We start from the raw sequence: 18,030 nt of genomic DNA, 5'->3' as shown, positions 1-18,030 counted from the left end.
ATATCTAGACGGGTCGGGCCGCCGGCGCGAGGGGCGCCGGCGCCGGATGTGTCAGCGCCGGCCGATCGTGCCGGTGAACCGGCTGGCGCGCCTGGCGAGGGCCGCGAAGCAGCTGAGCGACGCGTCGGCCGCGCGCTGCATCTCGCTGACCTGGAGGCGGATGGCATCAGCCGGATTCTTGGCCCCCGAGAGGGCCTGCCAGTGGGCCAGAGCCGCGGCGCCCTCGCCGCGCAGGTAGCTGAGCACGGTGGTGTTCACCTCACCGAGTTCGCCCATCACCCCGGAGATCCGCACCCCGGAGATCCGCCCCTCGGAGATCCGTGGCGACAGGGCGCGTTCGGCGCTCGTGCCGAACGAAGCCGGGGAGCCTTCGCGGGCGGACATCGCCGCCGGCAGGGGCTCGGCCATGGTCGCGGGCAGGGTCCGAACGACGGTCTCGACGGCGTCGGTCGCGGTCTCGACGGTTTCTCGCACGCCCGCGGCCGGTGCCGCCGTCTCCTCAGGGACCACGGTGAGATTCGCGACGCGGTCCGGGGGCTCGGTCGCGGCCGGAGCGGGCTCGGTCGTCGCCGGAGCGGACGCGGTCACGACGGGCGCTGGCTCGCCATCACTGTCGCTCGCCGTCGCCAGCGCGCCCGGGGACACGCCTTCGAGGAGCGCGTCATGGATGTTCCGCCCGTGCTCCGATCCCGGGGATTCCGTCTCCGAGAAGTCCTGTCCCGAGAAGTCCTGCCCTGAGGATTCCTGCCCTGAGGATTCCTGCCCTGAGGATGCCTGTCCCGATGAGTCCTTCGGATCACCAACCGCGACAGCCTGTGCGATGTCGGTGTTCATCGGCCCATCCTCCTGGCTGGCCGCGGTCTGCGGCAGCGTTCCGGCTCGGTCCTGCGCTTTGGAGGGCGTTCTGCGCCGTCTGGCCATGGCTTTGTGTCTCCTTGCCGCTTCGGGGGACGAACGACGTCAGGGGAAGAATAGCCCGAATCGGCGGGATGTCTGCGGGGCGCCGCGCACACGGCCGGCGCCCCGCGATGCGGACGGTGACGTCCGCGAATCCCAACGATGCGGACGGCGACGTCCGCGGGTCGCGAGTCCGTGGCCGGGCTCAGGCCGAGGGGCGAAGGGTGTTCTGGGCCACGGCGCCCAGATCCTTGGCCTGCGCCTGCAGGTTGGCGATCTGGCTGCTGATGAATTCGGCCTGCAACGCCATCGCCTCGCGGACGTCGCGGGTCCGGACCAGCTTCTGCGCGAAGTCGAACGTCGCGGCGGCGTTCTCCTGAACCTGGTCGAGACCCTTCGCGACGACGGTCTGCAGGGATTCCTGCACCGACTTCGACGTGGTCTGCATCTGCTCGGCCGTCTTGACGGCCGTTCCGATGAAGCTGCTCACGGCCGTACGGGCCTGATCGACGCCCTTCTCGGCGAAAGCGCGCATCTCGGCGGGGATCTCGAAGGTCTGACCGGTCATCTGGCTTCTCTCCACTGTGCATCGACTCATTCAATGCAGTGCGAGAGACTTATGTTGCGGTGCAACATCTGCGTCAAGATCACGGATCTCGAAAGTTGCAGAATTTTGCCAAGTTTCGGCGCCGTCTTCAAGCCGCCGGCGCGATGGCCCGGGCGTGCTCCGGCGCGACGGCCCGCGTCGCGAGGATGCGCTCGTAGACCGCGATCAGCGCATCGGTGTGCGCCCCGAGCGTCATCGGGCTCGCCCAGTAGCGGGTATGCGCGGCGGCGCCGAGACGGGCCAGAAGGGCGTCGTCGTGGAGCGTGGCGGCAGCCCGCGCCCAGGCCTCAGGCTCCGGAGAAACGGAATAACCGTTCACCCCGTCGAGGACCTTCTCGGACGCGCCGGAGCGGTTCGAGGCCAGGACCGGGATGCCGTGGGCCAGGGATTCGTAGACCGTCAGCGGCCCGGTCTCGTACCAGCGTGACGGCGCAGCGATCGCCCGGGCCCGGCGGCGCAGCAGCGCCCAGACCGCCTCCGGCGTCTGCCAGCCGACGAGTTCGACCCCGGGGCGCCCACGCAGTTCGTTCTCCAGGGGACCGGTGCCGACGAACAGGGCCGGAAGCCCGGCGGCCTGGGCGGCGTCCGCGACGAGGTCGACGCCCTTCTCGCGGGTCAGGCGGCCGACATAGGCCAGGGCATCGCCCCGGGCCGGATCGGCCGGCCCCTGCTTCGTGACGCCCACCGGGTTGTCGACCCGGTGATGGGTGACCGAAAGGCCCTCCAGGAGCGCTCCCATGCGCGCCACGCTCGCGTCGCAGACATGAATGACGTCGAGACGCCGGTGCTTCAGGGCGGCGCGCAGGGAGACCGAGCGTCCGACGCGGACCAGCTTGTGGAGCCGGCTCCGGCCGTCGCAGGGCGCTGCGATGCAGGCGGCCGAGAGCGGCTTCAGCGCGCAGGGTTCGGCCTGATCGAAGCGATAATAGACGCCGTTCGGGCAGGCGAGAAAGTAGTCGTGCAGGGTCGTGACGACGGGCAGGTCGCGCGCGAACAGGGCCGGGAAGACGCTCGGCGACAGGCTGCGCGTCCATTGATGGAGATGGATCAGGTCCGGCCGCACCGGCAACGCGTCGAGGGCGGCTCCGAGACGGGCCGCGGCCTCCGCGTCCCAGAGCCCGGTGAACGCGGCGCGATGCGCCGGACGCTGCCAGATGTCGGTGTTGCCGAGGCCGATTCGACGGATGCGGGGATGCGCCAGCAGGGCATCCACCGGACCGTCGATGGCCTGGATGTAGGTCACGTCGATTCCGGCCTCGGCGAGGCCGCGTGCCGATTCGACGGCCACCTTCTCGGCGCCGCCGCTCGCCACCGCGAACTCCGCCAACACGACGATCTGCATGTGAGGTCCGAGACTGTGTCGATGCCCGAGGAATTCGAAGCGGTTCGTCCGACGACCACCGCAAGAGATCGGATTTACCGGCGATCAACGTACGTTCGGTAAAGATCGGCGAAGACCTCGTCGTTGGCCGGGACTGTCCACCATGCACCTCGTCCTCGTCGTGGACCATGCCTTCATCAATGGCGGACAGGCCAAGGTGGCCCTGGATTCCGCGCTCGGCCTGCGCGCGCGGGGCCACAGCGTCACGGTGTTCGCCGCGGTCGGTCCCGCCGATCCGCGCCTGGAGGCCGCCGGAATCCGCGTGGTCTGCCTCGGTCAGGACGATATCGGCACGACGACGAACAAGCTCGCCTTCGCCGCCCAGGCGATCTGGAACCGTCCGGCCGCCCGGCGCCTGGCCGCGGCGTTGCAGGGCCTCGACCCGCGCGACACCGTCGTCCACGTCCATGCCTTCGCCAAGGCGCTCTCGCCCTCGATCGGGCGCAGCCTCGCGGCGTCCGGTCTGGCGCTGCTCTACACGATGCACGAGTTCTTCCTCGTCTGCCCGAATGGCGGCTTCTACGAGTATCCGGCCGCCCGGATCTGCCACCGCACGCCGATGTCCCTGGGCTGCCTGAGCACGAACTGCGATGCCCGCAGCTACCCGCGCAAGCTGCTGCGGGTGGTGCGCCACCTCGGCCTCGAGCATGTGGCCGGCCTCAAGGCGTTGTTCCCGCACATCGTCACGCTCAGCGCCCTGCAGGAACGGGTGGTCGCCCCGCATCTTCCCAGCGCGACCCGCTTCCACCGGGTCGACAACCCCATCGCGGTGGACAAGGCCCCTCTCCGCTCGGGGCCGCCGGGCGAATTCCTGTTCGTCGGGCGCATCTCCACCGAGAAGGGCGCGCCGATCTTCGCCGAGGCGGCCCGCCGCGCCGGAATCCGGCCGGTCTTCGTCGGGGACGGGCCGGCCCGCGCCGATCTCTCGGCCCGGTATCCGGAGGCGGTGATGCTGGGCTGGCGCGACGAGGACGGCGTCCAGGCCCTGATGCGACGGGCCCGAGCCCTGGTCTTTCCCAGCGTCTGGTACGAGGGCCAGCCCCTCACGGTGTACGAGGCCCTCGCCTGCGGCGCGCCCGTGATCGTCAGCGATGCCTGCGCCGGCCGGGAGGCGGTGGAGGATGGCGAGACCGGCTTCTGGTTCCGCTCGGGCGACCCGGATTCCCTCGCCGCGCACCTCGTCCGGCTCTCCGACGATGCGCTCGCCGAGCGCATGAGCCGGGCGGCCTACGAACGCTACTGGGCCTCACCCCTGACGTCGGATGCGCATCTCGACCGCCTGATGCAGGTCTACGACTTCGTCCTGCGGGAGGCCCGGACGGCGCCCGCCCGCCCCGACCGGGCCGCGACCCGGACGCAGATCCCGGCAGCCCCCTGAGGGCGGATCCCGGCGCGTCCATGGAAACCGGACGCGCCCGCGGCGTTGTCCCGGACGATGTGCCGACGCAGGCGCGGACCTACGAACCGAAGGAGTGCCCAGGATGGCCGATCACCAGAAGACGCCGGAGACCGACATCATCTCCACCACGGGCCAGGCAGCCCCGAAGGGATCCGACAGGAACCGTCCCGAGAATCAGAAGGGCGAACTCGACGAGCGCCTCGACGAGGCCCTCGAGGAGACCTTCCCGTCGAGCGACCCCGTGTCGGTCAAGATCACGAAGTAGCGCGACCTCGACGACACCCTGTTTGAATACCAGACCGCCGGGGCGATCGGATCGCCCCGGCGGTCTCGCGTCATCGGCCTCGCAACGCGGTGCCGGTCCTCGCGGCTCAGGCGGCTTCGAGCAGGCGGCGCGCGATGACCTGGGCCTGGATCTCGGCGGCCCCCTCGAAGATCGACAGGATGCGCGCGTCGCAGAGCACGCGGCTCACCGCGTATTCCAGCGCGAAGCCGTTACCACCATGAATCTGCAGGGCATTGTCGGCCGCCGCCCAGGCGACACGGGCGCCCAGGAGCTTGGCCATGCCGGCCTCGAGGTCGCAGCGCTTGCCCTCGTCCTTCTCCCGAGCCGAGAAGTAGGTCAGCTGCCGGGCGATGTTGATCTCCACCGCCATCATGGCGATCTTGTCGGCCACGCGGGGGAAGTTGATCAGGGCCTTGCCGAACTGCACCCGCTCCTCGGCGTAGCGCAGGCCGAGGTCGAGGGCGTTCTGCGCCACGCCAATGGCGCGGGCTGCGGTCTGGATCCGCGCCGATTCGAAGGTCTGCATCAGCTGGGCGAAGCCCTTGCCCTCGACCTCGCCGAGCAGGTTGGCGGCCGGGACCTCGAAATTGTCGAAGGCGAGCTCGTATTCCTTCATGCCGCGGTAGCCGAGCACGTGGATCTCGCCGCCGGACAGCCCCTGGACCGGGAACGGCTCGGCATCGGTGCCGCGCGGCTTCTCGGCGATGAGGAGCGACAGGCCCTTGTGCCCCTTCTCCTCCGGCTTGGTGCGCACGAGGCAGGTCATGATGTCGGCGCGCACCGGGTGCGTGATCCAGGTCTTGTTGCCCGAGATCTTCCAGACATCGCCGTCCCTGACGGCCTTGGTGCGCAGGCTCGCGAGATCGGAGCCGGTGTTCGGCTCGGTGAACACGGCGGTGGGCAGGGTGTCGCCCGAAGCGATGCCGGGCAGGAAGCGGTGCTTCTGCTCCTCGGTGCCGCCGCACAGGATCAGCTCGGCGGCGATCTCCGAACGGGTCCCGAGGGAACCGACACCGATATAGGCGCGCGACAATTCCTCGGAGACCACGCACATCGAGATCTTCGGCAGGCCCATGCCGCCGTACTCCTCGGGAATCGTCAGGCCGAAGACGCCGAGTTCGGCCATCTTGGTGACGATCTCCATCGGGATGTAGGCGTTCTGGCTGTGCCACTCGTGAGCATGTGGCACGACCTCGGCAAGGCCGAAGCGGCGCATTTCGGAGCGGATCGCTTCCATGTCCTCGTCGAGGCCGGACTTGCCGATGGTGGCCGCGCCGCCATTGTCGCGGATGCGGGCCACGAGGGCAGCGCGGTTCTCGGGGGTGTTGCCTTCGGCGATCAGGGTCTCCACCGCCTCGGTACGGAACTTGGCGACCTCGCGCGCGCCCAGGCCCAGGGAGCCGGTGGGTCGCACCATCTCGCCCTGGCTCATCGGGATACCGGAGAACATCTGATCGAGGTACTCACCGAGGCCGATCCGGACCAGGAGGCTCTCGGTCTCGCCGAACTCCCCGCTCTCCGTGAGGCGCTGGGCGTAGGCCCCGAGCTCACGCACGCCCTCGGCGTAGGTTGCGATCCAGGCGAGGCCGTGCGTGGCGTGCTGCTGCATCTCCATCTTCTCGGCCGAGATCTTGCCCTCGTCCGACAGGATCGTGGCGCGCACGCGCCGCGTGGCCTCGGCGACAAGACCCTTCGCGGCTTCGGCCGCATCACGGGCCAGGGTCACGAGATCCTGCGGTTCGGTCGAGACGACGGGGGAGGCTGACATGGTAAGCTCGCTGGCAAAGGAATGGGGGTTTGTAGTTCATTATAGGCAGGTTTGCTGCGCCTGTAGAGGCGTCTCGCCGCACTGCGGCACTATCCCGCCTGAATTCATTATGCGCCAAGCCGAAAAGCCGTGATTTCTCTTTGCTATTCGAGGGATGATGAATTTTATTGAGATGTTTCTCAAAGAAAAAGTCGATCGCCGAACCCGTCGATCACCCCTGGCTGGCGAGCGCGACGCCCAGGGTGGCAATGACCATGCCGCCCATCTGGATCGGCGCAAGTGCCTCGCCGAACAGTGCGTAGGCCATCGCCGCTGAGACTGGCGGGACGAGGAACAACAGCGCGGCGACCCCCGCCACCGCGCCGCGACGGATCAGGAAGAGCAGCAGCAGGATACCTCCGACGGAGTTGACGAGGACCGACCAAGCGAGGCCGAGCCACAGGGCGGTGGACGCATCGAAGCCACCGGTGCCGAAGATGAGGGCGACCGGTACGGCGAGGAGAGCGGCCCCCACGAACTGGATAGCGGCATTGCTGAGGAGGTCACCTTCGGCCCCGTATCGCTTCTGCAAGAGGGTGCCACCCGTCATCGCCGCCATCGCGAAGAGGCAGGCAGCCAGAGCCGCGACCGGGATGCCGGCCGAATCCGATGCGCCGATCTTCGGCAACAGGACGAAGAGCGCACCAGCGAAACCGGTCGCGATGCCGAACCAACGTCGCCGGCTCACGGTCTCTCCGAGGGCGGGCCCCGCCAGGGTCGCGGTCAACAGGGGCTGAAAGCTGCCGACCAGGGCGGCGATGCCCGCCGGCAAACCATGCTGCACCGACCAGAACACGCCGATGACGTAGATCCCCTGCATCAACACGCCCGCAAACGCGGCATGGAGCCAGCCGGCTCGGCCACGCGGCCAGCGTGCGCGGAGCACGAGAGCGAGGCCCCCCAGCACGAGCGCGACTGCGACCACGCGGATTGCCACGAAGGTGAAGGCCTCGGCATGGGGAGCCACGAAGCGGGCCGCGACGAAGCCCGTCGCCCAGATCAGAACGAACAGGGCGGGAACGAGGAACGGAGCGGGAGCGGGCATGATGGCAGCCACGCATCACACGGCCGTGTCGAATTCAAGCGGGTACGGCGCTGGGTCACGCACGGTACGTTGCGCGAACAGGCTGCGTTGCGTTTAGAAGACACGCCTACCCGCCTGCCCCGTTCGAGGACGACCCCCCGCCCCGTGAGACGTCTCCGCAAGCCTTTCGAGATCGCAGGCGTCGCCGCCCTGCGCTTCGTCGCTCATGACGGCTGGGCCATCGCCAGCCACATCGCTCTCTCGAGTCTGACCGCGCTGTTTCCGTTTCTGATCCTGCTCGCGGCCCTGGCCGGCCTGTTCGGGACGAAGTCGCTCGCCGACGAAGCCAGCGTCCTCATCTTCGATGCCTGGCCGCGCGAGGTGGCCAAACCCATCGTCAACGAGGTGCACCGGGTGCTGACCGAGCAACGCGGCGGCGTGCTCACTCTCGGCGCGCTTTTGGCGCTGTACTTCTCATCCTCGGGTGTGGAGAGCCTGCGCGTCGGGCTGAATCGCGCCTACGGCCTGCGCGAGGTGCGGCCCTGGTGGCTGACGCGTCTCGAATCTATCGGTTACGTCGTCTGCGGCGCCTTCGCGATGCTGGCCTTTGCGCTCCTTGTAGTGCTGGGCCCGCTGATCTGGCGCAAAGTCATCAACGTGGCACCGGGGCTCGAGCCCCTCAGCTTGACCGTCGCGATCGGACGGATCGGTATCACGGCCTTCCTGCTCCTCACCGTGCTGGTGATCGCTCATAAGTTTGTGGCAACAGGGCGTCGCTCCGTCTTGGCAGTGGTTCCCGGGATCGCGGTGACGTTGCTGCTGTGGTTTCTGGCCGGCCTCGGGTTCGGCTACTACCTGGACCGCTTCTCCAACGCCTACGCCTCCACCTATGGTGGCCTTGCCACCGCGATGGTGTTCCTCGTGTTCCTCTATTGGCTAGCCGCGATGTTCCTGTTCGGCGGTGAGATCAATGGCACCGTCATTGCAGCGCGACGCGTGCGGCTTCAGGCGCGGATGCAGGAGAAGCAGGCGCGGGCCCGGGGGCTCTGAACCTGCACTGCTTCATCTGCGCGCAGGGCGCGCGATGACATCCGTCTGTGACCCTGGCGGCCTAGTGTCTCGGTCCGAGCGCGGGCAGTGAGGGCGCAGGCGGCGGCGCGGCGGGCGGCCCGGGGGAGCTTCGATGCGAATTAGGTTCGGTTGCGAGATGGGCTATGACTTCCCTCAGCCGACGCCCGTGATCGCCCGCCTGAACTCCTATCCGTCGAACGGCTTGGCTGCCGTACCGCCGGACGTGCTCACCCTCGATCCGCCGCTGCCCCTGCGGACCTTCCGAGATGTCTTCGGCAATCGGACCGTGCGCTTCGTAGCTCCCGGGGGCGCCCTGACCCTCAGCGTTCATGCCGAAACTGAGGATGACGGCGCCCTGGATCCAGTCGTGCCGGAAGCCGAGGAGCACGCGGTCGAGGATCTACCAGAAGAGGCTTTGCCGTTCCTCGTGGCGAGCCGCTATTGCGAATCCGACCTGCTTTCGAACGAGGCCTGGGGACTGTTCGGCGACCTTGACCCCGGGTGGTCGCGCGTGCAGGCGATCTGCGACTTCGTCCACGACCACATCACCTTCGGCTACGGGTATGCCCACGTCGACCGCACCGCTGCCGACGCCTTCGCGAGTCGGCGCGGTGTATGCCGCGACTATGCCCACCTGTTCGTCGCCTTTTGCCGGGCCCTAAATATCCCGACTCGGTACTGCACTGGCTATCTCAGCTTCATCGGAGAGCCTGAACCGCATGCTCCAGGCGATTTTGCCGCCTGGACCGAGGTCTACCTCGGCGGCGCCTGGCACGTCTTCGACCCGCGCAACAATGCCCCTCGTCGGGGCCGGATCCTAGTGGCACGCGGGCGCGATGCGGCGGACGTACCCCTGACCCACACCTTCGGATCGAACCGTCTGACAAAATTCCGGGTCTGGGCGGAAGATGCGGCGTTGTCTGCGGCGGATTGATCGCCTGCACCGGATTGGGTGGTCATCGGACCGTACCTGATAGCCGTCCGGTCACAATGGCGGCGTGGGTCTATCTCCTCCAAGTCTTTGCCGAAGACCTTGTTTTAAAAGAAAAAGCCCCCACCCGAGTGCCGGATGAGGGCTTCTCTTGTCGACCTGCGTCGCGTGGATCAGGCCGCGAGCGGCATACCCTCCGGCTCGGCGCTCGCCATGAACTGAGCTCGGGCGAGATCGGCAAAACGTCCGTTCTGCGCGACGAGATCGTCGAAGCTACCCGATTCGACGATCCGGCCCTCGTGGAAGACGAGGATACGGTCGGCGTTACGGATCGTCGCCAGACGGTGGGCAATGACGAAGGTGGTGCGGCCCTCCATCACGGCCTCCAAGGCACCCTGCAGCTTGCGCTCGGTGGTGGCATCAAGGGCGGATGTAGCCTCGTCGAGGATCAGCACCGGCGGGTTCTTCAGGAGCGCGCGGGCGATCGAGAGGCGCTGGCGCTCGCCGCCAGAGAGCGAGCGTCCGCGCTCGCCAATCACCGTGTCGAGGCCATCCGCTTGGCGAGCCATGAATTCGCTGGCCTGAGCCCGCTCGAGGGCGTCGAGCATCTCGGCATCGGTGGCGTCGGGGCGGCCGACCTGCAGGTTCTCGCGGATCGAGCGGGCGAACAGCATCGGCTCCTGGAACACCACACCGATGTTGTGGCGCAGCGACGACAGGCCGATGTCGCGGATATCAGTGCCATCGATGCGGATTGCGCCGTGGTCGGGGTCGAAGGCGCGGTGGAGAAGGCCGAGCGTCGTCGACTTTCCCGAACCGGTGGTGCCGACGAGAGCGACGGTTTCGCCGGCCCGCGCGATGAAGGAGACATCCTCCAAGGCCTTGCGGCGGGCGTTGTAGGAGAAGCCGACACCTTGGAAAGCCACTTCGCCGTCGAACCGTGCGACCTGCTGGGCGCCCGGGCGGTCATGAACCGCCGGCGTCGTGTCAAGGATCTCGAAGAATTCGTCGATCTTGGGCATCTGCTGGAACAGGCCGTTGATGCAGGTGGCAACTTGGTCAAGACGTGAAACCAGCATGGTCGCAAGGCTCATGAAGGCTACGACCTCGCCGACGCTGGCCTGACCGTGCTGATGGAGGGCGATGCCGGTGATGAAGATCGCGGTCATCGTCAGAGTCGCCGAGGCGCGCGTGGCCACGTTTGCAAGCGCCCACCAAGACAGGACCGGGATCTGCGCAGCGAGCAGGTTGCGGATGATGTCGTGCATCGCGTCCTTCTCGGCCTTGGCGCGCGTGAAGGACTGGATGACCGCGACGTTGCCGAGGGCATCCGAGGCGTGTTCGGCCAGACCCGACTGATAGGCCTCGACCCGCCCCTGGAGGGTCTCGGTGCGACGCATGACCATCGTGGTCAGGGCCGTGAACGCCAGGACGAGCACAACGAGGATCGAGCCGAGCTGCCAGTTCACGAACAGGGTCATCGGCAGGAGGACGATGAGCGAGACAAAGGCCACGAAGTGATCACGGAAGAAGCCGAGCCAGAGCCAGAACATGCCATTCGAGCCCTCCAGCATCGCCTTGAGAACGCGACCCGAATGGTTCGACGAGTGGAACGCCAGCGGCAGTTCCAACACGTGCTCGAAGTAATTCGCCATGGCCGACAAGCGGTTGCGGTGGGCAAGCCGGTCCGCATGCAGCGCGATCGTGACGCCGGCCGCGATCGTGAACAGTCCGAAGCCCACCCAGGCGCCGATCAGCGGCGCCAGCGTGGTGAAGGCGTTGGTGCTGCTCTTGAGATGCGTCAGCTGGTCGATGATGCGGCCCATCAGCAGCGGCTCGGCGAAGGCTGCTACCGCCAGGGCCACGTTCGCGCAGGCCAGGACAGCGGCCAAGCGGCGGTCGGTGCCCAGAAGACCCATGACTCGCGCGTAGAGACGAACCAACGACATGATACCGTGTGCTCCGATGCCGGACCGGGTTGCGACGACGCTTCCCGGCAGAGGCGGCCAAACCTTTGGCGCTCCGTGCCTTATGTCGTGGCCTCCCTGAACGGTGCATGACGCGATCGCGTAGCGTTTGGCCAGGGTTTTTACGGTTCGTTCAACCTGAATCCGTAACGGTGGGGACGGCGCCTCGTCCTGTGGCGCCAACGCGGCATGCGGGCAGCCGCCCAGGCTCGAGTGATCATGGATCTCGCAACCGGTATCGGCCTCGTCGGTGGCTTCGGCGTCGTCTTCGTCCTGATCATGATCGATGGCGGCAACTTCGCCGCCTATTTCGATAAGCACGCCGTCATCGTGATCTTCGGCGGGGCCACCGCCGCCACCATGATGCGCTTCCCCTTTTCGACGATGATGCACGGGCTGCCGATGGGCTTGCGCTATGCCTTCTCGATGCGCGCCATCAAGCCCCGCGACCTCATTGAGGAGATCACCAAGATCGCTGATGTGGTGCGGAAATCCGGCCCGATGGCGCTGGAGAACATGGAGATCTCCGATCCCTTCCTGGCCCAGGGCGCGCGCTACATCGCCGATGGCTATGACCGCGAGTTCATCCGCGACACGATGGAGCGCGACCGCGACAACTTCCTGATGCACCTCGACGAAGGCTCGAAGATCTACCGTGCCTTCGGAGACTGCGCCCCCGCCTGGGGCATGATCGGAACCATCCTAGGCATGGTGACGATGTTCGCCAACATGTCGGACCCCTCGAAGCTCGGCCCGGCCATGGCGACCGCCCTCCTCGCCACGCTCTACGGTGCCTTGATCGCCAACATGATCACCCTGCCGCTTGCTGACAAACTTCACGTGAAGCTGGAGGAGGAGGATGTGTCGCGCTCGCTCATCATCGACGGGATCCTCCTGATCCGCGACGCGAAGAGCTCGTCACTGGTGCGCGAGATGCTGATCGCTTATCTGCCGCACAACCACCGCGACGAACTCGTGGCCGAGCCGGCGTAATGGCGTCCACCCACATCACGCGCGACGGCGCAGATGGCTAAGAAGAAGCGCGGCGGCGCGCATGGTGGCCACGGGTGGTTCGTGACCTTCGCCGACCTGATGGCACTTCTCATGAGTTTTTTCGTGATGATTGCCGCCTATTCGACCCAGGACCAGAAGAAGATGCAGGCGGTGGCCGGCTCCATGCGAGACGCATTCGGCGTCAACAAGGAGTCGCGCTTTGCTGGCATTATCGAGAAGGACGGCCTCGCCCACGCCGACAAGGTCAAGTACAAACGCGACATTCCCCCTGACCTCGCTACCGATCACACCACCCCACCTGCGGTCGACGGCAACGTTGACGAGGGTATGCCGGACAAGGGCTACCCGGACGGTGCCGGTCTTGCCGCAGCAAGCCTGCGGCAGGCGTTACAAGACATGCCCGAGGTCGCCGAGCTATCGAAGAACATCATCGTCGCTCCCTCGCAGCGCGGGATCGACGTCTCGATTGTCGATCAGGACGGCGCTTCAATGTTTCCCGATGGATCGAGTCGGCCCAATGCCCGTACCCGACGCCTCTTGGAGCGGGTCGCCGGAACTCTGCGCAAGATGCCCAATCGTATCGCCATCACGGGCTACACCGCGACGGAGAGACCCGGAACGCGACCTCCGGCTCCACCCTGGGAGCTCTCGGCCAACCGCGCGATCAGCGTCCGCGAAATTCTGGCCGGCAGCGGCGTTCCCGATGACCGTTTCGCAGCCGTAACCGGGAAAGCCGACACGGAGCCCATGTTTCCGGATAATCCCTACCTCCCGGCCAACCGCCGAGTGACCGTGACCCTCCTCAGCGAAACATCGCCGACGCCTCGGATGAAGAATTTTCCCTGAGCCGCCGAGGATGCGCCGCGCGCAGAGTTTGGCTCAAAGGCCGGTCGGATCGGGCGGCGTCATCCGCAACGGTGAAGTTTCCGTCCGCTAACCGTCCGGGAACCCCTCCGAAGATGCGCCTACAGTTTCGTGTCTGACGGTAAAGCCAACATCCGGCCGGGACAGGCGTGCATAAACGCCGTCTAGCGGGCCAACAGGAGCGCCCAGTAGACCTTGTACTTTGACCCGGGCGCGTAGGCGGTCGCGATGCCCATGCGCTGAGCACCGGTTGCCAGCATCGCGGCGTTGTGAGCCGGGCTGTCACGCCATCCTGAAAACGCCTCGGCCAGGGTGTGGTAACCGGCCGACAGGTTAGCCTCCGCCGATTGGAAGCCGAGCCGCTCGACTGCATTCTTGACGGTCTGAGCCCGGCTTGGTCGGTCGGCCGCGGCCATCGCGGCTGCTTCCGTCTCCGCGAGCTTCTGCAACTCGGGGTCAAGGCGCAGCGGCCCTGCTCCGTTTCGAGCGCGGTAGGCCGAGATCATGTCGCGGGCCGTCGCCGTATCGACCTGCGCCGACTGCGTCGTCATCGGCCAGTAGAGGCTGGGAAGCGTGGCGTTGACAGGCTCCTGGGTGGCGCAGCCCGCGAGCAGCGTCAGACCAACCGCCATGCCGGTGGGAAAACCCAGTACCGTTCTACGCCCCACGTCCCCGTCTCCCTACGTACCGCGTCAACTCCCCGCGCGCCGCCTTGTCACCTCCGCGGAGCGCATAGGCTCGGCCTCGTCGAACCGCTCCTCGACACGCTGCGGTGAGGTTTGATCAGCAGAGCGTTGCGGTTGGGTGAACGCGCTGGCGATCTGCCCAACCGCACTTTGGAAGGAATCCAGTCCTTGCACGGTGACGACGCTGGACCCCGGCCCGAGAGCGGGGATCATTCCAGCCTGCGACAAGGTCTGAAAGACCGTAAGGTTCAAATCGTTCTGCACTTTCAGGCCCAGACTGACATCGACGATCATGACGATCAGCTCGAATTCCAGGAAGGGATCGCCGATCTTGCGGAAGACGACGCGGGGCGGCGGTTCCTTCAGCACGTCCGGCTGGGCCTGACCGCAGCGCATCAGGAGTTCGGCTGCGTGGACGGGGTCTTGGTTGCGCAGAACGCTGACCGTGATGCTGACACGGCCCGTCCGATCGCCGCGGACGCGGTTCTTCACGATACCGGAAATCAAATTCGAGTTCGGTACGATTACGGCCGAGCGATCGAAGGTCTGGATCTCGGTCGAACGTACCGAGATGCGCTTTACGATGCCTTCGCTGTCGCCGATCAGGACCTGATCGCCGACGCGGATCGGGCGCTCCCAGAGGAGAAGCAAGCCAGAGACGAAGTTGTTGACGATGGATTGCAGGCCGAAACCGATACCGACGGAGAGGGCACCGGCCACGATGGTGAGCTTCTCCAGGCTGAGGCCTAGGTAGGAAAATGCAAGCGCTAGAGTGAGCAGGAAGCCGATATAACCCGCAATCGTCGAAATCGAGTTGCGCAGGCCGGCGTCGAGGTCAGTGGCCGGCAGGTAGGTCTGCTCGAGCCAGCGCTGAATCGCGCGCGTCACCGCCATGCCAAGGAGCAGGAGACCAATGGCGAGGACGATCGTCGAGAGCGAGATCGTCACGTCACCGACTTTGAAGCCGAAAAAGGCGCTGCGGACCGAGCTGAACACGTCGGTCGAGTCGAGGCCCCAGGGGGCTAGGGCGAGCAGCGCGGCAACGAGGACTAGCACCACCCGCGCAAGGCCGGTCGCCAGCACGGCAATCTGATTGATTGAGCGTTTGCGTAGGCCCGTATTGGCCTGGAGCGCAGTGGCGATCTTGGTATCGTCCCCGAGGGTCCCCCCGATGAAGGTATCAGCGCTGGAGATCAGCAGGAACAGTAGGACGAAGAGCCCCGCCGTCCAGACGAGCTGATCGATGACGAAGGCCGCGAAGGCCACGTAACCGACGATGGGAGCGATGGCGATGACGACCGCGGCCGCCCAGCCGAGAAGGCGCGCGGGGCCGCCGATCCCGGTGGTGGCTTCCGGGGCCACGTAGGGGCCGAAACACGCCTCCTCCTGCTCAGCCGAATCGGCGAAGCGGTGCAGTCCGATGGCGAGGATCAGCGCGGTGGCGAGCGCGCCGATACCGCGGGTGGCGATGGAGATGGGCAGAGCCGCGGAGATACCCGAATTCAGCGCCTCGATCGACTTAACCACCGTGATGACGATGGCGATGCCGACGGCCAGGCGGGTCACCCGCGCAGCGGCGGCGTCGCTCATTGTCGCAACGCGCCAGGACGGCTTGTCGGGAGAGAGCAGAGCGTCCGCCAGCGCCTCCACGAAGGCGATGAAGGCGAGGCCGCCCAGGATGGCGCCCGCCACTGGCAACAGGCGCAGGGGCAGGAGATCGGTGGCGTCGAGGGCGTAATAGACCGCGTAGCTGCCAATGAAGGCCGGAATGGTGCCAAGGAGGAACACCCGCCAAGCGGCGAGGAGCTTCCGGCGCTGTGAGGGATCGACGGCCTTGGCATCGCGCCGCCCGAGGCGCGGGGCGATGTTGCGGCGCCCGAAATACAGGGCAATCGAGATGCCGAAGGCGATCCCGAGCAGCAGCAGATTTCCGATGGTGCCGTTGCGGGCGAACAGGTCTGCCGTATCCTCCACGGCGCTCTGCAATGCGCGTATGTCGCGTGGGATGTCCGCTGCGATCCGCATCCATAGATCTGGACTGACGAGGGCAGTCGAGCGCTCGAACAGGCCGCGAGTGAACGCTGCGCGTCGGCGGTTCGAGACCTGATCGACGATCTGGTCGCTCTGAACCAGCAGGGAGCGGGCGAGGCGCTGCGTTTCGTCGATCTCCGCGACCGCGTGCTCCCGCTCCGTCCGCTCGCGCGCTACGTCCTCGCCCTCCTCCCCTTCCTTCGGTTTCGGACCGAGCTGTGTCAGCCGTTCGCGAGCCGCCTCAAGGCGCGGGGTGGTGATGTCGATGACGTGGCGGATCTTGTCTGCAATGGCTTCGATGCCATCGCGGGCACGGGTCAGGTCGCCGCTTCCCACATGCGGTCCGGTCAGAATTTTTTCGCGTTGCTCCAGATCGACCTTGGCACTGTCGAGCTGGTCGCGAACGTTCTGGATCTGCTCCGACACGGCCGGCTTCGGTACCACCGCTTTTGGGGCGGGCTTGCCATCTGCGGTAGCCGCCGGCGCAGTGGCTGGGGCAGCTTTCGGTGGGACCGCCGCAGGCGGTGCCGTCGGCGTGCCCTGCCCCACTGCACCCATGGGGGCCAAGACCAAGACGCCGAGCCATGCGGCGATCAGTGCCGCCCTTCGAATGCCACGGGTCGTTTGGCCGGTCGGGAAATCGCCCATGATGATCCTTTCGCGCTGAGCCATAGCGCGGTCATGGCGCGTCGTCGCGCCTCGCCTCGTTGGGCCGCTGGCAACCCGCATGCCTGAACGGCACGAGCAGAATCTGCGCGACCCGGAAGGACGGGGAGCGACCAGGAACAGCCCCATCGCCGAGCAATGGGGCGAAAGGCTGACGGTACCGCAGATTCAGGCGGTCAGCCGACGTGGCTGCCGACCTGTGGGCGCGACCTCGTGGGAAGCCGGGTTGACCTTCACAAGCGTGTCACGCTGATATTAGACTAAGCGCCGATGGACTTGGCCTTTTCGTTCCCGTGCGAGGAGGTGGCGACGACCATCCGCGCCGATGAGCGTCGCCACGAACCGGGCGTTTCCGCCCGATGCGACGGCTTTTGGCCAAACACCGGCTCCCCTGCCCTTCGTCGGCGCTCTCGGAGCGGCTGGTCCCTATCCCCATCCCCGGCTGTGTCACGACTCCCCGGGTTGCGGAGATGTTTGATCTTTCACCAACCTGGGACGACGCGCTCACCGATTCCTGCGCGTTGTCCCTCCGTTGACCCGTCGAGAGGGTAGCGCCGATGCTGGATCTTCAAACGCTTGTCCTGAATGCGGATTACCGGCCGCTCTCTTATAATCCGCTTTCCTTGTGGTGCTGGAAGGACGCTTTCACCGCGTTGTTCCTCGATCGAGTGACGCTCGTGGCCAGCTACGACGTCGAGGCCCGGTCCCCGTCTCGCTCACTGCGCGTACCCAGCGTTGTCGCCCTGAAGAGCTATGTGACGCTGGCGCGTAGCCCGGCCTTCACCCGCTACAACATCTACCTGCGCGATACTTTCTCGTGCCAGTACTGCGGCTTGCGCCTTCCGGCGGGCGGCCTGACCTTCGACCATGTGGTGCCCCGGTCCCGCGGCGGCCTATCGAGCTGGGAGAACGTCGTTGCGGCCTGTTCCCCCTGCAATCTGCGCAAGGCCAATCGCACTCCGGCGGAAGCGGACATGCCGCTGCTCCACGAGCCGCACCGTCCGACGCGGCACGAACTACACCGCCGTCAGCCGGAGTTCGATCACCGGGAGTATCACCACACCTGGCTCGACTATCTCTACTGGGATACCGAGCTGGAGACCTGAATACGGTCAGAGCGCCTGAAAGCGCGGGGGCGGCTCGTTGTAGAGCGGCAATGCCAGGGAACGCGGCAAGCGACGGATCGGAATCAAGACGACCGGGCGCTGCCGAGCAACGTAGGCTGGGTCGCGATAAGCGATGTGGGGCGGTAGAACCAAGCACTTGTACGCGGCGGTCGGCTCACCGCCCGCCTGGACTGGGTCAACGCCCATGGACACGACCACAGCGCAACCAATGACGACGAGGCGATGCATCAACGAACTCCCGGCCGGTCGATCCGCCGAGCGGTGATGCTAGA

16 protein-coding genes are annotated in these 18,030 nt (G+C 66.5%); 7 read left to right on the top strand and 9 right to left on the bottom strand.

The features are described from left to right. Positions 1-51 precede the first annotated feature (51 nt). The 3 genes from ASF58_RS08495 to ASF58_RS08485 all read right to left on the bottom strand — a co-directional run bounded on the left by ASF58_RS08495 (position 52) and on the right by ASF58_RS08485 (position 2,846). Positions 52-834 (bottom strand): hypothetical protein, encoded by a 783-nt coding sequence (locus ASF58_RS08495; protein ID WP_055950336.1) that lies wholly within the window; start codon positions 832-834, stop codon positions 52-54. Positions 835-1,102: 268 nt separating this feature from the next. Then, a complete protein-coding gene (locus ASF58_RS08490) occupies positions 1,103-1,465 on the bottom strand; it encodes a phasin (RefSeq protein ID WP_055950333.1) in 363 nt (120 codons plus the stop codon). A 127-nt stretch (positions 1,466-1,592) separates the two neighbouring features. Continuing rightward, on the bottom strand, positions 1,593-2,846 hold the full coding sequence (locus ASF58_RS08485; protein ID WP_055950330.1) for a glycosyltransferase: 1,254 nt from the start codon (positions 2,844-2,846) through the stop codon (positions 1,593-1,595). 142 nt (positions 2,847-2,988) lie between these two features. On the opposite strand from ASF58_RS08485, the gene ASF58_RS08480 reads away from it, so the two are divergent. Both ASF58_RS08480 and ASF58_RS08475 read left to right on the top strand, forming a co-directional pair. Continuing rightward, positions 2,989-4,263: a glycosyltransferase family 4 protein gene (locus ASF58_RS08480; protein WP_055950327.1), complete on the top strand. Its 1,275-nt coding sequence runs from the start codon at positions 2,989-2,991 to the stop codon at positions 4,261-4,263. Positions 4,264-4,366: 103 nt separating this feature from the next. Continuing rightward, positions 4,367-4,549 (top strand): hypothetical protein, encoded by a 183-nt coding sequence (locus ASF58_RS08475; RefSeq protein ID WP_055950325.1) that lies wholly within the window; start codon positions 4,367-4,369, stop codon positions 4,547-4,549. Positions 4,550-4,655: 106 nt separating this feature from the next. Here ASF58_RS08475 and ASF58_RS08470 read toward each other — a convergent pair whose 3' ends face one another. Further along, positions 4,656-6,338, bottom strand: coding sequence for an acyl-CoA dehydrogenase family protein (locus ASF58_RS08470; RefSeq protein ID WP_055950322.1), 1,683 nt, complete (start codon positions 6,336-6,338; stop codon positions 4,656-4,658). 211 nt (positions 6,339-6,549) lie between these two features. Continuing rightward, entirely contained in the window at positions 6,550-7,422 is an 873-nt protein-coding gene (locus ASF58_RS08465) for a DMT family transporter (RefSeq protein WP_055950319.1), read from the bottom strand. Between the two features lie 144 nt (positions 7,423-7,566). Here ASF58_RS08465 and ASF58_RS08460 point away from each other — a divergent pair, with 144 nt between their 5' ends. Both ASF58_RS08460 and ASF58_RS08455 read left to right on the top strand, forming a co-directional pair. Continuing rightward, positions 7,567-8,451 carry a YihY/virulence factor BrkB family protein gene (locus ASF58_RS08460; protein ID WP_055950316.1) on the top strand — a complete coding sequence of 295 codons (885 nt, stop codon included), beginning with the start codon at positions 7,567-7,569 and terminating at the stop codon, positions 8,449-8,451. 133 nt (positions 8,452-8,584) lie between these two features. Continuing rightward, positions 8,585-9,406 (top strand): transglutaminase family protein, encoded by an 822-nt coding sequence (locus tag ASF58_RS08455; RefSeq protein WP_055950313.1) that lies wholly within the window; start codon positions 8,585-8,587, stop codon positions 9,404-9,406. A 170-nt stretch (positions 9,407-9,576) separates the two neighbouring features. Here ASF58_RS08455 and ASF58_RS08450 read toward each other — a convergent pair whose 3' ends face one another. Further along, positions 9,577-11,352 carry a glucan ABC transporter ATP-binding protein/ permease gene (locus tag ASF58_RS08450; RefSeq protein ID WP_055950308.1) on the bottom strand — a complete coding sequence of 592 codons (1,776 nt, stop codon included), beginning with the start codon at positions 11,350-11,352 and terminating at the stop codon, positions 9,577-9,579. Between the two features lie 237 nt (positions 11,353-11,589). Between ASF58_RS08450 and ASF58_RS08445 the strand changes: the two genes are divergently transcribed. Continuing rightward, a complete protein-coding gene (locus ASF58_RS08445; RefSeq protein ID WP_055950305.1) occupies positions 11,590-12,363 on the top strand; it encodes a MotA/TolQ/ExbB proton channel family protein in 774 nt (257 codons plus the stop codon). 33 nt (positions 12,364-12,396) lie between these two features. Further along, positions 12,397-13,230 (top strand): flagellar motor protein MotB, encoded by an 834-nt coding sequence (locus ASF58_RS08440; protein ID WP_055950302.1) that lies wholly within the window; start codon positions 12,397-12,399, stop codon positions 13,228-13,230. Between the two features lie 182 nt (positions 13,231-13,412). Here the strand turns inward: ASF58_RS08440 and ASF58_RS08435 are convergent, their stop codons facing one another. After that, positions 13,413-13,880, bottom strand: coding sequence for a CAP domain-containing protein (locus ASF58_RS08435; protein WP_055950298.1), 468 nt, complete (start codon positions 13,878-13,880; stop codon positions 13,413-13,415). Positions 13,881-13,940: 60 nt separating this feature from the next. Next, a complete protein-coding gene (locus ASF58_RS08430) occupies positions 13,941-16,613 on the bottom strand; it encodes a DUF3772 domain-containing protein (protein WP_244477235.1) in 2,673 nt (890 codons plus the stop codon). Positions 16,614-17,188: 575 nt separating this feature from the next. Here ASF58_RS08430 and ASF58_RS08425 point away from each other — a divergent pair. Then, positions 17,189-17,737, top strand: a complete 549-nt coding sequence (locus tag ASF58_RS08425) for an HNH endonuclease (RefSeq protein WP_055950293.1) — start codon at positions 17,189-17,191, stop codon at positions 17,735-17,737. A 6-nt stretch (positions 17,738-17,743) separates the two neighbouring features. On the opposite strand, the gene ASF58_RS08420 is transcribed toward ASF58_RS08425, so the two are convergent. After that, positions 17,744-17,986, bottom strand: coding sequence for a hypothetical protein (locus ASF58_RS08420; protein ID WP_055950287.1), 243 nt, complete (start codon positions 17,984-17,986; stop codon positions 17,744-17,746). Positions 17,987-18,030 lie beyond the last annotated feature (44 nt).

This window comes from Methylobacterium sp. Leaf125 (assembly GCF_001423085.1).
Lineage (GTDB): Bacteria > Pseudomonadota > Alphaproteobacteria > Rhizobiales > Beijerinckiaceae > Methylobacterium.
This window is presented reverse-complemented; position numbering and strand designations above follow the sequence as displayed.

Coding starts and splice junctions, on each gene's coding strand:
- ASF58_RS08495 (WP_055950336.1), bottom strand. CDS start 834: ATGAACACCGACATCGCACAGGCTGTCGCGGTTGGTGATCCGAAGGAC.
- ASF58_RS08490 (WP_055950333.1), bottom strand. CDS start 1,465: ATGACCGGTCAGACCTTCGAGATCCCCGCCGAGATGCGCGCTTTCGCC.
- ASF58_RS08485 (WP_055950330.1), bottom strand. CDS start 2,846: ATGCAGATCGTCGTGTTGGCGGAGTTCGCGGTGGCGAGCGGCGGCGCC.
- ASF58_RS08480 (WP_055950327.1), top strand. CDS start 2,989: ATGCACCTCGTCCTCGTCGTGGACCATGCCTTCATCAATGGCGGACAG.
- ASF58_RS08475 (WP_055950325.1), top strand. CDS start 4,367: ATGGCCGATCACCAGAAGACGCCGGAGACCGACATCATCTCCACCACG.
- ASF58_RS08470 (WP_055950322.1), bottom strand. CDS start 6,338: ATGTCAGCCTCCCCCGTCGTCTCGACCGAACCGCAGGATCTCGTGACC.
- ASF58_RS08465 (WP_055950319.1), bottom strand. CDS start 7,422: ATGCCCGCTCCCGCTCCGTTCCTCGTTCCCGCCCTGTTCGTTCTGATC.
- ASF58_RS08455 (WP_055950313.1), top strand. CDS start 8,585: ATGCGAATTAGGTTCGGTTGCGAGATGGGCTATGACTTCCCTCAGCCG.
- ASF58_RS08450 (WP_055950308.1), bottom strand. CDS start 11,352: ATGTCGTTGGTTCGTCTCTACGCGCGAGTCATGGGTCTTCTGGGCACC.
- ASF58_RS08445 (WP_055950305.1), top strand. CDS start 11,590: ATGGATCTCGCAACCGGTATCGGCCTCGTCGGTGGCTTCGGCGTCGTC.
- ASF58_RS08440 (WP_055950302.1), top strand. CDS start 12,397: ATGGCTAAGAAGAAGCGCGGCGGCGCGCATGGTGGCCACGGGTGGTTC.
- ASF58_RS08435 (WP_055950298.1), bottom strand. CDS start 13,880: ATGGCGGTTGGTCTGACGCTGCTCGCGGGCTGCGCCACCCAGGAGCCT.
- ASF58_RS08430 (WP_244477235.1), bottom strand. CDS start 16,613: ATGGGCGATTTCCCGACCGGCCAAACGACCCGTGGCATTCGAAGGGCG.
- ASF58_RS08425 (WP_055950293.1), top strand. CDS start 17,189: ATGCTGGATCTTCAAACGCTTGTCCTGAATGCGGATTACCGGCCGCTC.
- ASF58_RS08420 (WP_055950287.1), bottom strand. CDS start 17,986: ATGCATCGCCTCGTCGTCATTGGTTGCGCTGTGGTCGTGTCCATGGGC.